The organism is Citrobacter arsenatis, from assembly GCF_004353845.1.
Classification (GTDB): Bacteria; Pseudomonadota; Gammaproteobacteria; order Enterobacterales; family Enterobacteriaceae; genus Citrobacter; species Citrobacter arsenatis.
In genome coordinates this window covers 4,309,461-4,325,428 of record NZ_CP037864.1, presented here as the reverse complement: position 1 = coordinate 4,325,428, position 15,968 = coordinate 4,309,461, and the positions used below count along the sequence as shown (strand labels likewise).

General features: G+C 52.1%; 17 protein-coding genes and 1 tRNA gene. 12 read left to right on the top strand and 6 right to left on the bottom strand.

Going from position 1 to position 15,968, the window contains the following annotated elements; translation table 11 throughout:
• Positions 1-40 precede the first annotated feature (40 nt).
• On the top strand, positions 41-784 hold the full coding sequence (locus tag E1B03_RS21775) for an SDR family oxidoreductase (RefSeq protein ID WP_133086911.1): 744 nt from the start codon (positions 41-43) through the stop codon (positions 782-784).
• 91 nt (positions 785-875) lie between these two features.
• On the opposite strand, the gene bglA is transcribed toward E1B03_RS21775, so the two are convergent.
• Entirely contained in the window at positions 876-2,309 is a 1,434-nt protein-coding gene (bglA, locus tag E1B03_RS21770) for a 6-phospho-beta-glucosidase BglA (RefSeq protein ID WP_103769058.1), read from the bottom strand.
• 120 nt (positions 2,310-2,429) lie between these two features.
• Positions 2,430-3,158, bottom strand: coding sequence for a MurR/RpiR family transcriptional regulator (locus E1B03_RS21765; RefSeq protein ID WP_003838265.1), 729 nt, complete (start codon positions 3,156-3,158; stop codon positions 2,430-2,432).
• 52 nt (positions 3,159-3,210) lie between these two features.
• Here E1B03_RS21765 and yqfB point away from each other — a divergent pair, with 52 nt between their 5' ends.
• Positions 3,211-3,522 (top strand): N(4)-acetylcytidine aminohydrolase, encoded by a 312-nt coding sequence (gene yqfB / locus E1B03_RS21760; RefSeq protein ID WP_043017509.1) that lies wholly within the window; start codon positions 3,211-3,213, stop codon positions 3,520-3,522.
• Between the two features lie 163 nt (positions 3,523-3,685).
• Positions 3,686-4,348: a PAQR family membrane homeostasis protein TrhA gene (trhA, locus tag E1B03_RS21755; RefSeq protein ID WP_063940912.1), complete on the top strand. Its 663-nt coding sequence runs from the start codon at positions 3,686-3,688 to the stop codon at positions 4,346-4,348.
• 130 nt (positions 4,349-4,478) lie between these two features.
• On the opposite strand, the gene ygfZ is transcribed toward trhA, so the two are convergent.
• Positions 4,479-5,462: a tRNA-modifying protein YgfZ gene (ygfZ, locus tag E1B03_RS21750; protein ID WP_133086910.1), complete on the bottom strand. Its 984-nt coding sequence runs from the start codon at positions 5,460-5,462 to the stop codon at positions 4,479-4,481.
• A 256-nt stretch (positions 5,463-5,718) separates the two neighbouring features.
• Here ygfZ and sdhE point away from each other — a divergent pair, with 256 nt between their 5' ends.
• Positions 5,719-5,985 (top strand): FAD assembly factor SdhE, encoded by a 267-nt coding sequence (sdhE, locus tag E1B03_RS21740; protein ID WP_103769061.1) that lies wholly within the window; start codon positions 5,719-5,721, stop codon positions 5,983-5,985.
• Positions 5,966-6,373: a protein YgfX gene (locus E1B03_RS21735; RefSeq protein ID WP_103769062.1), complete on the top strand. Its 408-nt coding sequence runs from the start codon at positions 5,966-5,968 to the stop codon at positions 6,371-6,373. The genes sdhE and E1B03_RS21735 overlap by 20 nt, the downstream gene beginning before the upstream one ends.
• A gap of 98 nt (positions 6,374-6,471) precedes the next feature.
• On the opposite strand, the gene fldB is transcribed toward E1B03_RS21735, so the two are convergent.
• The gene (gene fldB, locus E1B03_RS21730; RefSeq protein ID WP_103769063.1) at positions 6,472-6,993 is read right to left on the bottom strand and encodes a flavodoxin FldB; all 522 of its coding nucleotides are present in this window, start codon (positions 6,991-6,993) and stop codon (positions 6,472-6,474) included.
• A 113-nt stretch (positions 6,994-7,106) separates the two neighbouring features.
• Here fldB and xerD point away from each other — a divergent pair, with 113 nt between their 5' ends.
• The 5 genes from xerD to lysS all read left to right on the top strand — a co-directional run bounded on the left by xerD (position 7,107) and on the right by lysS (position 13,196).
• Positions 7,107-8,003 (top strand): site-specific tyrosine recombinase XerD, encoded by an 897-nt coding sequence (gene xerD / locus E1B03_RS21725; protein WP_133086909.1) that lies wholly within the window; start codon positions 7,107-7,109, stop codon positions 8,001-8,003.
• 23 nt (positions 8,004-8,026) lie between these two features.
• Positions 8,027-8,740 (top strand): bifunctional protein-disulfide isomerase/oxidoreductase DsbC, encoded by a 714-nt coding sequence (gene dsbC / locus E1B03_RS21720; protein ID WP_103769064.1) that lies wholly within the window; start codon positions 8,027-8,029, stop codon positions 8,738-8,740.
• Positions 8,741-8,745: 5 nt separating this feature from the next.
• Entirely contained in the window at positions 8,746-10,479 is a 1,734-nt protein-coding gene (recJ, locus tag E1B03_RS21715; RefSeq protein WP_133086908.1) for a single-stranded-DNA-specific exonuclease RecJ, read from the top strand.
• Positions 10,480-10,570: 91 nt separating this feature from the next.
• Positions 10,571-11,669 (top strand): peptide chain release factor 2 gene (gene prfB / locus E1B03_RS21710; RefSeq protein ID WP_100194817.1). Its coding sequence is split into 2 segments (ribosomal slippage): positions 10,571-10,645 and positions 10,647-11,669, totalling 1,098 coding nucleotides; the frame shifts between segments, so codons are not numbered across the junction.
• 9 nt (positions 11,670-11,678) lie between these two features.
• Entirely contained in the window at positions 11,679-13,196 is a 1,518-nt protein-coding gene (gene lysS / locus E1B03_RS21705; protein WP_133086907.1) for a lysine--tRNA ligase, read from the top strand.
• Positions 13,197-13,281: 85 nt separating this feature from the next.
• On the opposite strand, the gene idi is transcribed toward lysS, so the two are convergent.
• Positions 13,282-13,830: an isopentenyl-diphosphate Delta-isomerase gene (idi, locus tag E1B03_RS21700; protein ID WP_133086906.1), complete on the bottom strand. Its 549-nt coding sequence runs from the start codon at positions 13,828-13,830 to the stop codon at positions 13,282-13,284.
• 167 nt (positions 13,831-13,997) lie between these two features.
• Here idi and actS point away from each other — a divergent pair, with 167 nt between their 5' ends.
• Positions 13,998-14,756: an amidase activator ActS gene (gene actS / locus E1B03_RS21695; RefSeq protein ID WP_103769067.1), complete on the top strand. Its 759-nt coding sequence runs from the start codon at positions 13,998-14,000 to the stop codon at positions 14,754-14,756.
• Positions 14,757-14,835: 79 nt separating this feature from the next.
• Positions 14,836-14,909: transfer RNA gene (locus E1B03_RS21690), tRNA-Gly, on the top strand.
• Positions 14,910-14,941: 32 nt separating this feature from the next.
• Here E1B03_RS21690 and E1B03_RS21685 read toward each other — a convergent pair.
• Positions 14,942-15,478, bottom strand: coding sequence for a GNAT family N-acetyltransferase (locus E1B03_RS21685; protein ID WP_133086905.1), 537 nt, complete (start codon positions 15,476-15,478; stop codon positions 14,942-14,944).
• Positions 15,479-15,968: the final 490 nt, after the last annotated feature.

The following is a 15,968-nucleotide window of genomic DNA, read 5'->3' as shown; positions in this document are numbered from 1 at the left end:
GGCGAAGCGCCTCCCGGCTTTTTCATATCTGGAGGTATCCATGGGAATCGCACTTGTTACGGGTGGCAGTCGCGGCATTGGGCGAGCAACTGCGCTGCAACTGGCGCAAGAGGGTTACACGGTCGCCGTGAATTTTCATCACAATATTCATGCGGCAACCGAGGTGGTGAATATTATCGCCGCATCAGGTGGTAAAGCGTTTGCTCTGCGTGCGGATATCAGTGATGAAAGCCAGGTGGTGGCGATGTTTGAATCGATCGACCGTGCAGGGGAACCGCTGATGGCACTGGTAAATAACGCCGGGATCTTGTTTGAACAGAGCACGGTGGAAAGTCTGACCGCCGAACGAATTAACCGCGTACTGGCAACCAACGTTACCGGCTATTTTCTGTGCTGCCGGGAAGCGGTAAAGCGCATGTCGTTTAAGCACGGGGGGCAAGGTGGGGCGATTGTAAATGTCTCTTCGGCGGCATCGCGGCTCGGTGCGCCATTCGAATATGTTGATTACGCAGCCTCAAAAGGCGCGGTGGATACGCTCACAACCGGTCTGGCGCTTGAGGTTGCGGCGCAAGGGATCCGCGTGAACTGCGTGCGACCGGGTCTTATCTACACTGAAATGCATGCGTCAGGCGGCGAGCCGGGAAGGGTTGATCGCGTGAAATCTATGTTGCCTATGCAGCGCGGCGGACAACCGGAGGAGGTTGCACAGGCGATTATCTGGCTGCTGAGCGAGAAGGCGTCTTACGTGACGGGGAGTTTTCTGGAACTCGCTGGTGGGAAGTAGGATTTAATCGCCGGATGGCGCTACGCTTATCCGGCCTACGGGAACATAACCTGTAGGGCGGATAAGGCGTTTACGCCGCTATCGGCAAAAATCACAGATTCTCGCCGTTGCTGGCAATTACCTCTTTATACCAGTTAAAACTGTTCTTGCGTGAACGCGACATATCGCCGGTGCCGTCGTCATGTTTGTTCACGTAGATAAAACCGTAACGTTTGCTGTACTGACCGGTGGTGAACGAGACGCAGTCGATGCAACCCCACGGCGTGTAGCCCATCAGGTCTACACCATCATAGGTCACTGCTTTCATCATCTCTTCAACGTGGGCGCGCAGATAGTCGATGCGGTAGTCATCGTGGATGCTGCCGTCTTCTTCCACTTTGTCGTAAGCGCCAAATCCGTTTTCAACGATAAACAGCGGCTTCTGATAGCGCTCGTACAGCTCGCATAAGGCGTAACGCAGGCCGACCGGATCAATCTGCCAGCCCCAGTCGGATGCTTTAACGTGCGGGTTTGGCACGCTGCCTTCAAACCCGGAAATGGCATCGCCGCTGCCGCCTTCCGCTTTTACCGCGTTGGTCATGTAGTAGCTAAATCCGAGATAGTCACAGGTGCCTTCACGCAGGATTTGCTCATCGTCGGCTTCCATTCGGATGTTGAATTCGCGGCGCTCCCATTCGTTCAGCACATAGGATGGATAGTAGCCGCGCAGCTGAACGTCGGTGAAAACGTAGCGCTCACGCATCGATTCCTGCGCGAACATTACGTCTTCAGGCTTACAGGAGAACGGGTATAGTGGCACCATCGCCAGCATGCAGCCGACTTTCATTTCCGGGTTGACGCGACGTGCGGCCTTCACCGCCAGCGCGCTGGCAATAAACTGGTGGTGTAGCACCTGGTACATGGTTTCTTCCGGGTTTTCATGCTCGGTATACACCACGCCGGAGCAGCAGTAGCCAAACAGCGGCGCGCGCCAGTTACGCTGGTTATTGATCTCGTTGAAGGTCATCCAGTATTTGACCTTGTGCTTGTAGCGCTCAAAAACGACTTCAGCAAAACGGACAAAGAAATCGACCACTTTACGATTGGTCCAGCTACCGTACTGCTGGACCAGGTGCAGCGGCATTTCAAAGTGGGAAAGAGTGATGACCGGTTCGATGTTGTACTTCAGCAGTTCATCAAACATGTCGTCGTAGAACTTTAGCCCTTCTTCGTTTGGCTGGATTTCGTCCCCTTTAGGGAATATGCGGGTCCAGGCGATTGACGTACGGAAGCATTTAAAGCCCATCTCGGCAAACAGCTTAATGTCTTCTTTGTAATGGCCGTAAAAATCGACGGCCTCGTGATTGGGGTAGTACTTACCGGGCACGACTTCATGAGTGATTTCTCGCGGAACGCCGTGCGCCCCGCCGGTCAATACGTCGCAAATGCTGGGGCCTTTGCCACCTTTGTTCCAGCCGCCTTCAACCTGGTGCGCCGCCACCGCGCCGCCCCATAAAAAATCTTTTGGTAAGGTAAGTTTTTTCATCTGCGCTCAGTCTCAAATTAATACAATCTGATTTTGAGTCTAACAAAGGAAAGATAAATGTCACGATATAACAAAATAGCGGTGATGTGATTTGTTACATCAAAAAAACAATTTGTTTTTTTACGCTATTCTTTTCGCCAGTTTGCGGCCAAGTGATTCCAGAATATAAATAACGGGTATTTGCGTGGTTATATCGTATACCCCGGCAATGCGCGTTTGTGGAACGTGCCAGGAGAGATTAAAGTCGGCAAGTTTGGCCAGGCGTGAATGTTCATGGCTGGTGACCGACAGGACCTTACAGTTGTGTAGGCTGAACTGGCTGGCAAAGCGCAGGATCTCTTCAGTTTCACCAGAAACGGAAAGCACGATCGCTAGCGCGTTTCTGGCCATGTCATTTGTTACCGGGAAATAAGGATCATCAATGTGATTACTGAATTTTCCGACGTTTGAGAAAAAACGTGCGCCGTATTTAGCTAAGGCTCCGGATGTTCCTGCTCCGACGAATATAATACGTTCGGAGGATAATATAATATCAACAGCCTGATCGAGCAGTTTATCGAATTCGTCGTTATTGACGCCTTTAAAGAAGCTAATAATTTCACTGGCACCGAAATTAGCCTGTTGCGGTTCATTCTGCTCTAAATATAATTTGAAGCGTACGCGAAATTCTGAGTAGCCTTCACACTTAAGCTTGCGGCAAAAACGCAGTACGGTGGTGGTGGAAACGCCCACGGCATCAGCCAGTTCGCGAATGGTCATGTACATGACTTTGTCACGGTTTTTGATGACATAGTTGTAGACCAGCATCTCAAGATTGTTGAGACTGGCGATGGCAGCGTGGGAGAACATACTCACAATGGCAAAACTCACTCATCAGACTTCATCTACAGGGAATAATAACATGCAGCCAAATGACATCACTTTTTTTCAGCGTTTCCAGGATGATATTCTGGCCGGACGCAAAACCATTACCATTCGTGACGAGTCCGAATCACACTTCAAAACCGGTGACATTTTACGGGTTGGACGCTTCGAAGATGAGGGATACTTCTGCACGATTGAAGTTGTTGGCACATCAACCGTCACGCTGGATACGCTGACGGAAAAACATGCCCAGCAGGAAAATATGACGCTTGAAGAACTTAAACATGTCATTGCTGAGATTTACCCGGATCAAACGCAATTTTATGTGATTGATTTTAAATGTCTTTAATTTTAAATGTACGCCTGTTAGCTGAGATTTAAAGTTTAATATCATGATTTATATGAATTAATTTTTATTCTATAATTATTTTAGCTAACAGGTGTTCACTGGAACCATTCTCAGTTACGCTAGAGGAGCAATCACGATAGTGTACGTTTCTCGGGAGTAAGTTATGGTTCAGAAGCCATTAATCGCGCAGGGATATTCGCTGGCAGAGGAAATAGCCAACAGCATCAGCCACGGTATCGGGCTGGTGTTTGGGATCGTCGGACTGGTGTTATTGCTGGTCCAGGCAGTGGATACCAACGCCAGCGCTATGGCGATAACCAGCTATAGCCTGTACGGCGGCAGCATGATCCTGCTGTTCCTCGCCTCAACCTTGTACCACGCGATCCCCCATCAGAGAGCGAAAGTCTGGCTGAAAAAATTCGACCATTGTGCGATTTATCTGCTGATTGCCGGGACCTACACGCCATTTCTGCTGGTAGGGCTGGATTCACCGTTGGCACGTGGACTGATGATTGTTATCTGGAGCCTGGCGCTGATCGGTATTTTATTCAAACTGACTATTGCTCACCGCTTTAAGGTTCTGTCGCTGGTGACCTATCTGACGATGGGGTGGTTATCGCTGATTGTGGTGTATCAACTGGCGGTTAAGCTGGCTGCGGGAGGCGTGACGTTGCTGGCCGTTGGCGGAGTGGTGTATTCGCTGGGTGTAATTTTCTACGTCTGTAAGCGTATTCCTTACAACCATGCGATCTGGCACGGGTTTGTGCTGGGCGGCAGCGTGTGCCACTTTCTGGCGATCTACCTGTACGTGGGGCAACACGCATAGAGTCAGTGCAACCCCGGGAGCGGCGTAACCGCCTGGCCCGGCTACGTTTTGTAGGCCGGATAAGACAACGCCGCCATCCGGCGGCCTGCGCCGAATTGCCTGATGGCGCTGCGCTTATCAGGCCTACTCATTACTCTTCGTCTAACGAATACGGCAGCGGCACAATATGCAGCGTTTTTGCGTCGTCACGAACGCGGAACACGCTATCGGCTTCCATGTCGTTATTCATCACAACCTGCACCAGTACCTGTCCATCAGCCAGCTGTACCGCAGCAAGCACGGTGCCGGTACGACGCCAGTTCTCGCCCATTTTCAGCTCCAGGTCTTCACCCGCTTCTGGTACCCGGCTGGCCACACCAGCCAGAGTCCACATGGCACGTTTATTGGCACCGCGGAATTTCGCGCGAGCAACCATTTCCTGACCGGTATAGCAGCCTTTTTTAAAGCTGATCCCGCCCAATGCCTGCAGATTGGTGGCTTGGGGAATAAACTGAGCGCTGTTGGCAGTATCAATAACTGGAATACCCGCTTCGATATCCAGCGCCAGCCACTGTTGGCTATTATTTAACTCCGCTTCACCGCGCAGCTTCTCTACCAGGGTTTCCGCCGTTGCAACATCAACGATCAGCAGGAAACGCTCAGCAGGATGTTCGAACCACAACAGGGTGGAAGAACCGTCAGTAATAACCTGCTTATCGTTGTTTGGTAATTCGCTAAAGAGATTGGCCAGCGCCGCACGCGCCTGGAACCCCGCTACGCCCAGCAGTACTCGCTCGTCGTCCGGGGCAATTGCTACCTTCGAGAAGACGGCGTATTTTTTCAGCTCGGTAAGCTGCGCATCACGCAGGCTACGGCGCTCAAGCCATGCAAAACCGTCACCCTGGCGGAACAGACGCAGGTTGCTCCACATTTTACCCTTGGCGTCACAATGTGCAGCCAACAGGTGCTGATGCTCTGTCATCTGGCTGACATCGGCCGTGACCTGACCCTGAATATACTTCTCACTGTCGACACCGGTGATGGTGGCGAGCGCCCAGTCATCAAGCGTCATTAGCGTCAGAGGCAAACGCGTTGACGCGAAAGGCTGGCGAGGAGGAAAAGATGTAAAAGCCATAATAATGTCCTGATTTGCTTAACGCAGTGATAATGACTAATGGTAAAAGAGCTATGGCCCATTGCAAGCGGTTTAAACAGGCTATTTGTGCCATATATTAAGCTTTGCGAGGAGACATCCAAAAATGCTGAATCCTTTGACTTAATGCGGGTTTATTTAGCGAACAAGCTTCCGTTTACTGATATTCCCGTAAATACGCGGGAAAAACACGTTACAATAGCCGGATACTTCGTTTTCGCGAGACAGGGAGAAGAACATGGATATTAACAACAAAGCACGTATTCATTGGGCATGCCGCCGCGGTATGCGCGAGCTGGACATCTCTATCATGCCGTTTTTCGAACATGAATATGACGGCTTAAGTGACGAAGAAAAACGCATCTTTATCCGTCTGCTAGAATGTGATGATCCAGACTTATTTAACTGGTTGATGAATCATGGGAAACCAGCTGATGCTGAGCTGGAGCAGATGGTGCGACTTATCCAGACACGGAATCGGGAACGTGGTCCAGTGGCAATCTGATTTACGCGTTTCATGGCGCGCGCAGTGGCTATCGCTGCTCATTCATGGGCTGGTCGCGGTATTTATTTTATTGATGCCCTGGCCATTGAGCTACACCCCATTATGGCTGGTGCTGCTCTCTCTGGTGGTATTCGATAGCGTACGTAGCCAGCGTCGAATTAACGCCTGTCAGGGCGAGATTCGACTGTTGATGAACGGTCGTCTGCGTTGGCAAGGGCAGGAGTGGTCTATCGTTAGCGCACCCTGGATGGTCAAAACGGGCATGATGCTGCGTTTACGTTCCGATGCCGGAAAGCGTCAGCATTTGTGGCTGGCGGCAGACAGTATGGATGACGCAGAGTGGCGAGATTTGCGACGGTTAATACTGCAGCAGGCGAAGCAGGGATAACTCCGATAAATGCCTGGCGCGCGCAGCTTTAAGGTTTACGGCTCGCTGCGGCACGTAAGCCGGAAAAGGCGTTTACGCCAGGCTCCGGCAAACGGTTATCAGGACCAGTGCTCGGCCATTTCGCCAAGAATTTGCTCGCACCAGGCCTGAATACGCTCATCGCTGAGATCGTACTGGTTCGTTTCATCCAGCGCCAAACCAACAAACAGCTGTCCATCGGCAATGATGGGTTTATCGCTGGTGAATTCATAGCCTTCGGTTGGCCAGTAACCAACAAATTTTACGCCTTTGGTGACCAGTTTATCGTGCAGCATACCCAGCGCATCCAGGAACCATTCGCCGTATCCCAACTGATCGCCCATACCGTAAAGCGCAACAATTTTGCCTTCCAGGTTGAGGTCGTCCAGTTGTTCCCAGACCGCTTCCCAGTCCTCCTGAATTTCACCGAAATCCCAGGTCGGGATGCCCAAAATGAGCACGTCATACTGCTCCATTAAGGTCGGGGAATCATCTTTGAGGTTATGCAGTGTCACCAGTTCGGGACCCAGGATATCGCGGATTTTTTCTGCTGCCATTTCGGTGTAGCAGGTGCTGGAACCGTAAAAAAGACCCATGTTCATGACGTAAACATCTCAATTCTGTTGTAGCGTTGCGGGTAGTGTAACAGAATCGCCGCATTCTCGGCACAATGAGGCATAATGCATCAAAAATGAGAGTGGAATAAGGGGCGCAAGTGGAACAGGATCTGGCGCGCATCGAGCAGTTTCTTGATGCCCTGTGGCTGGAACGAAATCTGGCGGAAAACACGTTAAGTGCGTATCGTCGCGATCTGACCATGCTTGTCGAATGGTTACATCACCGCGGCGCTTCGCTTGCGACCGCGCAGAGTGATGAACTGCAAGCATTGCTGGCTGAGCGAATGGACGGAGGATATAAAGCCACCAGTTCCGCACGTTTGCTCAGCGCAACACGGCGTTTTTTTCAGCATCTGTACCGTGAAAAATATCGTGAAGATGACCCTAGCGCCTCGCTTGCATCACCTAAACTTCCGCAACGTCTGCCCAAAGATCTTAGCGAAGCGCAGGTAGAACGGCTGCTGCAGGCGCCGCTGATAGAGCAACCGCTGGAGTTACGCGACAAAGCCATGCTGGAAGTGTTGTATGCCACGGGCCTACGCGTGTCTGAACTGGTGGGACTGACGATGAGTGACGTCAGCCTGCGCCAGGGCGTGGTTCGGGTGATCGGTAAAGGTAATAAAGAGCGACTTGTCCCGTTAGGTGAGGAGGCGGTGTACTGGCTGGAAACGTACCTGGAGCATGGGCGTCCATGGTTGCTCAACGGCGTATCGATTGATGTGCTGTTTCCCAGCCAGCGGGCGCAACAGATGACCCGTCAAACCTTCTGGCATCGTATCAAACATTATGCTGTGTTGGCTGGCATCGACAGCGAGAAGCTGTCGCCACACGTCCTGCGCCATGCGTTTGCCACGCATTTGCTCAACCATGGCGCTGACCTGCGTGTCGTGCAGATGCTACTGGGGCATAGCGACCTCTCGACAACGCAGATTTATACTCATGTCGCAACGGAGCGCTTGCGGCAACTACATCAACAGCATCACCCGCGCGCGTGAGTGCTGACAGGAAAGGAAAGGTTATGAAAAAACGTTTTATGATGTTAACCCTGCTGGCGACGGCGTTTTCCGGCATGGTACATGCGGACGATGCCGCGATTCGCCAGTCATTAGCCAAGCTGGGCGTGCAGAGTACCGAGATTCAATCTGCTCCGGTTGCGGGCATGAAAACTGTACTGACCAATAGCGGCGTGCTGTACGTGACCGAAGACGGTAAACATATTATTCAGGGACCGATGTACGATGTGAGCGGCGCAAGCCCGGTAAACGTCACCAATCAGTTGCTGATGAAACATTTGAACGCGCTGGAAAACGAGATGATCGTTTACAAAGCGCCGCAGGAAAAACACGTCATTACCGTTTTCACCGACATCACCTGTGGCTACTGCCACAAGCTGCATGAAGAGATGAAAGACTATAATGCATTAGGGATCACCGTGCGCTATCTGGCCTTCCCTCGTCAGGGACTGGACAGCCAGGCTGAGCAGGACATGAAGTCTATCTGGTGTGCGAAAGACAAAAACAAAGCCTTTGACGACGCGATGGCGGGCAAGGGCGTGAAACCAGCGACCTGTGATGTGGATATCGCTAACCACTATGCGCTGGGCGTTCAGTTCGGTGTCAGCGGTACGCCAGCGATTGTGCTGAGCAATGGCTATGTAGTGCCAGGTTATCAGGGTCCGAAAGAGATGAAAGAATTCCTCGACGCACATGCAAAACAAACCAGCGGTAAATAATTCGCGTGAAACAACAGATACAACTTCGTCGGCGTGAAGCCGACGAGACCGTCGAGCTACCTGCTGATTTGCCGCCATTGCTGCGGCGTTTATACGCCAGTCGCGGCGTGCGCAGTGCGCAGGAGCTTGAACGTAGCGTCAAAGGAATGCTGCCATGGCAGCATTTGAATGGCGTCGAAAAAGCGGTTGAGATCCTCTATAACGCCTTTCGCGAAGGTACCCGAATCATCGTGGTCGGCGATTTTGACGCCGATGGCGCGACCAGTACGGCGCTGAGCATCCTGGCGATGCGCGCGTTGGGCTGCAGTAACGTTGACTACCTGGTGCCTAATCGTTTTGAAGACGGCTACGGCTTAAGCCCGGAAGTGGTGGATCAGGCTCATGCCCGTGGCGCTCAGCTGATTGTCACCGTAGATAACGGCATCTCGTCCCACGCGGGTGTTGAACATGCCAGAGCGTTGGGGATCCCGGTCGTTGTGACCGATCACCATTTGCCTGGGGACACGCTGCCGGGCGCTGAAGCGATCATCAATCCTAACCTGCACGATTGTGAATTCCCGTCTAAATCGCTGGCAGGCGTTGGCGTGGCCTTCTATCTGATGCTGGCGCTGCGCACCTTCCTGCGTGATAAAGGCTGGTTTGATGAACGAGGCATTGCGCCGCCGAACCTGGCGGATTTGCTCGATCTGGTCGCGCTTGGCACGGTGGCCGATGTGGTCCCACTGGATGCCAATAACCGCATTCTGACGTGGCAAGGCTTAAGCCGCATTCGTGCCGGAAAGTGTCGCCCTGGTATCAAAGCGCTGCTGGAGATTTCCAATCGCGACCCACTTAAACTGGCTGCCAGCGATTTAGGTTTTGCCCTCGGGCCACGGCTGAATGCGGCGGGGCGCCTGGACGATATGTCCGTTGGCGTGGCGCTGTTGTTGTGCGACAACATTGGTGAAGCGCGTGTGCTGGCCAATGAGTTGGACGCGCTCAACCAGACGCGCAAAGAGATCGAGCAGGGTATGCAGGCCGAAGCGCTGACCCTGTGTGAAAAGCTGGAACGCAGTAGCGATACGCTACCGGGTGGCCTGGCGATGTACCATCCCGAGTGGCATCAGGGGGTGGTGGGGATTCTGGCATCGCGTATTAAAGAGCGCTTCCACCGTCCGGTGATTGCGTTTGCCCCGGCTGGTGACGGTACGCTCAAAGGCTCCGGACGTTCTATTCAGGGACTGCACATGCGCGATGCGCTGGAGCGCCTGGACACCCTTTATCCTGGCATGATCCTCAAATTTGGTGGTCACGCCATGGCGGCGGGGTTGTCGCTGGAGGAGGCGCAGTTTGAGCGTTTCCAGCAGCGTTTTGGCGAACTGGTAACCGAGTGGCTGGATCCCGCTTTACTGCAAGGCGAAGTAGTGTCAGACGGACCTTTGAGCGCGGTGGAGATGACCATGGAAGTCGCGCAAATGCTGCGTGATGCTGGGCCGTGGGGACAAATGTTCCCGGAACCGCTGTTTGACGGGCATTTCCGTTTGCTTCAGCAGCGTCTGGTCGGTGAGCGTCATCTGAAGGTGATGGTCGAGCCCGTTGGCGGCGGTCCACTGCTGGACGGTATTGCATTTAATGTCGATACCACCTGCTGGCCGGACAACGGTGTTCGTGAAGTTCAGCTTGCTTACAAACTGGATATTAACGAGTTTCGCGGCAACCGCAGCTTGCAGATTATAATCGACAATATCTGGCCAGTCTGACGAATTTAGTGTGTATAAAATTGAGCCGGGATCCGGTACAATCCCGCTCTTATAACCGCATTTTGACTAGTCCAATAAAAGAAATCAGACAATGTTTGAAATTAATCCGGTAAATAACCGCATTCAGGACCTCACGGAGCGCTCTGACGTTCTTAGGGGGTATCTTTGACTATGATGCCAAGAAAGAGCGTCTGGAAGAAGTAAACGCCGAGCTGGAACAGCCGGACGTGTGGAACGAACCCGAACGCGCACAGGCGCTGGGCAAAGAACGTTCCTCCCTCGAGGCCATCGTTGATACGCTCGATCAGATGAGCCAGGGCCTGGAAGATGTCTCCGGCCTGCTGGAGCTGGCTGTAGAAGCCGACGACGAAGAAACCTTTAACGAAGCCGTAGCAGAACTCGATACGCTGGAAGATAAGCTGGCCCAGCTGGAATTCCGTCGTATGTTCTCCGGTGAATATGACAGCGCAGATTGCTATCTCGATATCCAGGCTGGCTCCGGCGGTACGGAAGCGCAGGATTGGGCAAGCATGCTGATGCGTATGTATCTGCGTTGGGCTGAAGCGCGCGGCTTTAAGACTGAAATCATTGAAGAATCTGAAGGTGAAGTGGCGGGTATCAAATCCGTAACCATCAGAATTGCTGGCGAATACGCATATGGTTGGCTGCGTACTGAAACCGGCGTACACCGCCTGGTACGTAAAAGCCCGTTTGACTCCGGCGGTCGTCGCCACACGTCGTTCAGTTCGGCGTTTGTTTACCCGGAAGTTGACGATGATATTGACATCGATATCAACCCGGCGGACCTGCGTATTGACGTTTATCGCGCCTCTGGTGCGGGCGGTCAGCACGTTAACCGTACAGAATCAGCGGTGCGTATTACCCACATCCCGACCGGGATCGTGACGCAGTGTCAGAATGACCGCTCCCAGCACAAGAACAAAGACCAGGCCATGAAGCAGATGAAAGCTAAGCTTTATGAACTGGAAATGCAGAAGAAGAATGCCGAGAAACAGGCGATGGAAGACAACAAGTCAGATATCGGCTGGGGTAGCCAGATTCGTTCTTATGTCCTTGATGACTCCCGCATCAAAGATCTGCGTACCGGGGTTGAAACCCGCAACACGCAGGCAGTGCTGGATGGCAGCCTGGATCAATTTATCGAAGCAAGTTTGAAAGCAGGGTTATGAGGAACCAACATGTCTGAACAACACGTACAGGGCGCTGACGCGGTAGCCGATCTTAACAATGAACTGAAAACGCGCCGTGAGAAGCTGGCGAGCCTGCGTGAGCAGGGGATCCCGTTCCCGAACGATTTCCGTCGCGATCATACCTCAGACCAACTGCATGCTGACTTTGACGCGAAAGAAAACGAAGAGCTGGAAGCGCTGAACATCGAAGTATCCGTTGCTGGCCGTATGATGACCCGCCGTATTATGGGCAAAGCCTCATTCGTTACGCTGCAGGACGTTGGCGGTCGCATTCAGCTGTACGTCGCTCGCGACGATCTGCCGGAAGGCGTTTACAACGAGCAGTTCAAAAAATGGGATCTGGGCGATATCCTCGGCGCGAAAGGTAAGTTGTTCAAGACCAAGACCGGTGAGCTGTCTATCCACTGCACCGAGCTGCGTCTGCTGACGAAAGCGCTGCGCCCACTGCCGGATAAATTCCACGGTCTGCAGGATCAGGAAGCGCGCTATCGTCAACGCTATCTGGATCTCATCTCTAACGATGAATCCCGCAACACCTTTAAAGTGCGCTCACAGATTATGGCTGGCATCCGTCAGTTCATGGTTGGCCGTGGCTTCATGGAAGTAGAAACTCCGATGATGCAGGTGATCCCAGGCGGTGCGGCAGCGCGTCCGTTTATCACCCATCATAACGCGCTGGATCTGGACATGTACCTGCGTATTGCGCCGGAACTGTACCTCAAGCGTCTGGTGGTTGGCGGCTTCGAACGCGTTTTCGAAATTAACCGTAACTTCCGTAACGAAGGCATCTCTGTTCGTCATAACCCAGAGTTCACCATGATGGAACTCTACATGGCTTATGCGGACTACAAAGATCTGATCGAACTGACTGAATCACTGTTCCGTACGCTGGCGCAGAACGTTCTGGGTACAACTGAAGTGCCTTACGGCGAAGAAGTCTTCGACTTCGGTAAACCGTTCGAAAAGCTGACCATGCGCGAAGCGATTCAGAAATACCGTCCGGAAACCAACATGGCGGATCTGGATAACTTCGACTCTGCAAAAACGATTGCTGAATCTATCGGCATCAAAGTTGAGAAGAGTTGGGGTCTGGGCCGCATCGTGACCGAGATCTTTGAAGAAGTTGCGGAAGCACACCTGATTCAACCGACCTTCATCACCGAGTATCCAGCAGAAGTTTCTCCGCTGGCGCGTCGTAATGATGAAAACCCGGAAATCACCGATCGCTTCGAATTCTTCATCGGCGGCCGCGAAATCGGTAACGGCTTCAGCGAGCTGAACGATGCGGAAGATCAGGCGCAGCGTTTCCAGGATCAGGTTAACGCCAAAGATGCGGGCGATGACGAAGCAATGTTCTACGACGAAGACTACGTTACCGCTCTGGAACACGGTCTGCCGCCGACTGCGGGTCTGGGTATTGGTATCGACCGTATGGTTATGCTGTTCACTAACAGCCACACCATCCGCGACGTGATCCTGTTCCCGGCGATGCGCCCGGTTAAGTAAGATGTAAACGGCCGGATGGCGTCTGATGCCTGATCCGGCCTACGATTCATTATGTAGGCCGGATAAGCGTAGCGCCATCAGGTAATTAATCCCCATTGGCAAACTTGCGCAGTAGTTCTCGCGCCTTATCGTTTGCAACCTGCATTACCATCCACGGGCTAAAAGCCCAAGGCGTCGCGTCAATACCGCTTAAGACATCATCAAGATTGCTCCACTGGCAATCCATCACTTCATCTGGGTTTAGCTGTAGCTCACTGACGATGTGTGCGGCATAAACCGGGCATACTTCGTTTTCTACGATTCCACTCGGGTCCACAGCGCAATAACGAAAATCAGCATACACGGGGCTGGGCGCGTCAATGTTTGCACCCAGTTCAAAGCGAGCCCGGCGGATAACGGCAGCTTCAGTGCTTTCACCCAACTGCGGGTGACCACAGACAGAGTTGGTCCAGACGCCAGGCCAGGCTTTTTTGTGCAGAGAGCGGCGGGTAATCAGCAGTTGACCCTGCTCGTTAAATATCCAGCACGAGAAAGCGAAATGCAGGGGCGTTGTGGCGGTATGCGCCGCATACTTTTCCAGTGTTCCACAGGGCTGGCCCTGCTCATTCAATAAAATGACGTGTTCCTGTCGCATAGCATCCACCATCAATCTTAAGCACCTACATTATATGCTTAATTAAGTCTGAATGAATTAACCGAGGGTGTGAAATGCCAGAGCCGACGCTTCGTTGCGCGATATGATTTGGCATCCGGTTTATGGCTGCTATGATAAAGCGTCTGAAAATGTTGCGAGGAATTGTTTTGAGTGCAGGACGCCTGAAGAAAAATGGCCTGAGTATCGCGATGCTGCTGTGTGTCGGTCTGCTGTTAGCAGGGTGTTCCGGGAGCAAGTCGTCTGATACGGGAAGTTATTCCGGCTCCGTGTATACCGTGAAGCGGGGAGATACGCTATACCGTATTTCGCGCGCCACCGGGACCAGCGTGAAAGAGATCGCTCGTCTGAATAATATTTCACCGCCCTATACTATTGAAGTAGGGCAAAAGCTGAAGGTCAGCGGCGGCGCGAAAACCAGTTCTGGATCTGGCAAAACAACCAAGAAATCATCAACCAAAACTGCTGCTGTCAGACCGTCTTCTTCGGTGCCGCAGTCGTCCTGGCCGCCAGTGGGGCAACGTTGTTGGCTGTGGCCTGCCAGCGGTAAGGTGATCCTGCCTTATTCCACGGCAGACGGCGGTAACAAGGGCATTGATATCTCCGCTGCGCGCGGTACGCCGATTTATGCGGCCGGAGCCGGGAAGGTGGTTTATGTCGGTAATCAGCTGCGAGGTTACGGTAATCTCATTATGATTAAGCACAGTGAGGACTACATCACTGCCTATGCGCATAATGACACCATGCTGGTGAACAACGGTCAAAACGTGAAAGCCGGGCAGAAAATCGCCACGATGGGCAGCACGGATGCGACGACTGTGCGTCTGCATTTCCAGATCCGTTATCGCGCAACGGCTATCGATCCGCTGCGTTATTTACCGCCGCAGGGCAGTAAACCCAAATGCTGACGGCGAATTAATCGCCAGTCAGCAGGTTAGTCCCTTGCCAAGAAGAGCGTAAGGTTTATAATCCCTTACGCACTTCAATGCGGGCGTAGTTCAATGGTAGAACGAGAGCTTCCCAAGCTCTATACGAGGGTTCGATTCCCTTCGCCCGCTCCAAAACTCTCTCCCTGTAGTTATCCTTTTAAATGTTAAATTGCGACACCGGAATCTGGTGGCAGCGTGCTGTTACCTTCACCCAGATTACGTTGTAGCAATACCGTGTCGAGCCATAACCCATGTTTGAAGCCAATGTTCTTCAGCGTGCCGATTTCTGTAAACCCGGCCTGCTGATGGACTTTTAACGATCCCTGATTATTGCTGTCGCCGACGATGGCGATCAACTGCCGATAACCCTGCGTTTCGGCCCAGTTAATGACATGGCTTAGCAACGCCTTTCCCACCCCCTGACGCTGCGCCGCCGGGTCAATGTAAATTGAATCTTCGAGGGTATAGCGGTAGGCATAGCGTTCTCGGTAGCGGGTGAGATAGCAATACCCGATGACCTTTTCCTCCTGCAACGCGACAACCCACGGCAGCCCCTGGCTGCGGATTTTTCCCAGACGAGCAAGCATCTCGTGGGTATCTGGTGGGTTAGTTTTAAAGCTGCCGGTACCGTGAATAACGTGGTGTGCGTAAATATCGCGTATGGCGGGGATGTGTTTTTCTTCTGCGTTAACAATTTTCATTGACCGGCTCCCATTGGCGTCTTTTATCAGATTACCTGAAAGTCTGAAGGGTGAGTAAGTGCAAAAAGTTATGCTTCTGGCAGTTGTTTGCAAAAAGAATAGGCATGCAAATTTTGAGGGTAAATAATTGATTGTGGTTGATGTTGTCAATAACACCCAAGATGGGAAATTACATTGATGAGTAGAGCAATGCACAATTCTTTGCGCATGTATTCATCCGGATATCAAAATGCCAATTGTAGTAGGTTTTAATCATAGATTAAGAAACTCATTTGATTTCATTGCATTTTTACTGTACCTAATTCGTCTGGAGACTGTATCCTTATTTTCATTTCATTGCCTCTGTTTGATGCTAAAAATTAAGTTATAGTGTCTGTCTCGTTATTTTCATTGTTATTTGGGCTATGGTTATTTGAGCTACTGTTATCAGAACTTTCTCTATTCATGCCAAATAGTTACCATGCAAACAGTTACGCGCTGTAGCTATGCT

Bases quoted from the DNA above. Each gene is read 5' to 3' on its own strand.
- E1B03_RS21775 (WP_133086911.1), top strand. From the start codon at position 41: ATGGGAATCGCACTTGTTACGGGTGGCAGTCGCGGCATTGGGCGAGCA.
- bglA (WP_103769058.1), bottom strand. From the start codon at position 2,309: ATGAAAAAACTTACCTTACCAAAAGATTTTTTATGGGGCGGCGCGGTG.
- E1B03_RS21765 (WP_003838265.1), bottom strand. From the start codon at position 3,158: ATGTTCTCCCACGCTGCCATCGCCAGTCTCAACAATCTTGAGATGCTG.
- yqfB (WP_043017509.1), top strand. From the start codon at position 3,211: ATGCAGCCAAATGACATCACTTTTTTTCAGCGTTTCCAGGATGATATT.
- trhA (WP_063940912.1), top strand. From the start codon at position 3,686: ATGGTTCAGAAGCCATTAATCGCGCAGGGATATTCGCTGGCAGAGGAA.
- ygfZ (WP_133086910.1), bottom strand. From the start codon at position 5,462: ATGGCTTTTACATCTTTTCCTCCTCGCCAGCCTTTCGCGTCAACGCGT.
- sdhE (WP_103769061.1), top strand. From the start codon at position 5,719: ATGGATATTAACAACAAAGCACGTATTCATTGGGCATGCCGCCGCGGT.
- fldB (WP_103769063.1), bottom strand. From the start codon at position 6,993: ATGAACATGGGTCTTTTTTACGGTTCCAGCACCTGCTACACCGAAATG.
- dsbC (WP_103769064.1), top strand. From the start codon at position 8,027: ATGAAAAAACGTTTTATGATGTTAACCCTGCTGGCGACGGCGTTTTCC.
- lysS (WP_133086907.1), top strand. From the start codon at position 11,679: ATGTCTGAACAACACGTACAGGGCGCTGACGCGGTAGCCGATCTTAAC.
- idi (WP_133086906.1), bottom strand. From the start codon at position 13,830: ATGCGACAGGAACACGTCATTTTATTGAATGAGCAGGGCCAGCCCTGT.
- E1B03_RS21685 (WP_133086905.1), bottom strand. From the start codon at position 15,478: ATGAAAATTGTTAACGCAGAAGAAAAACACATCCCCGCCATACGCGAT.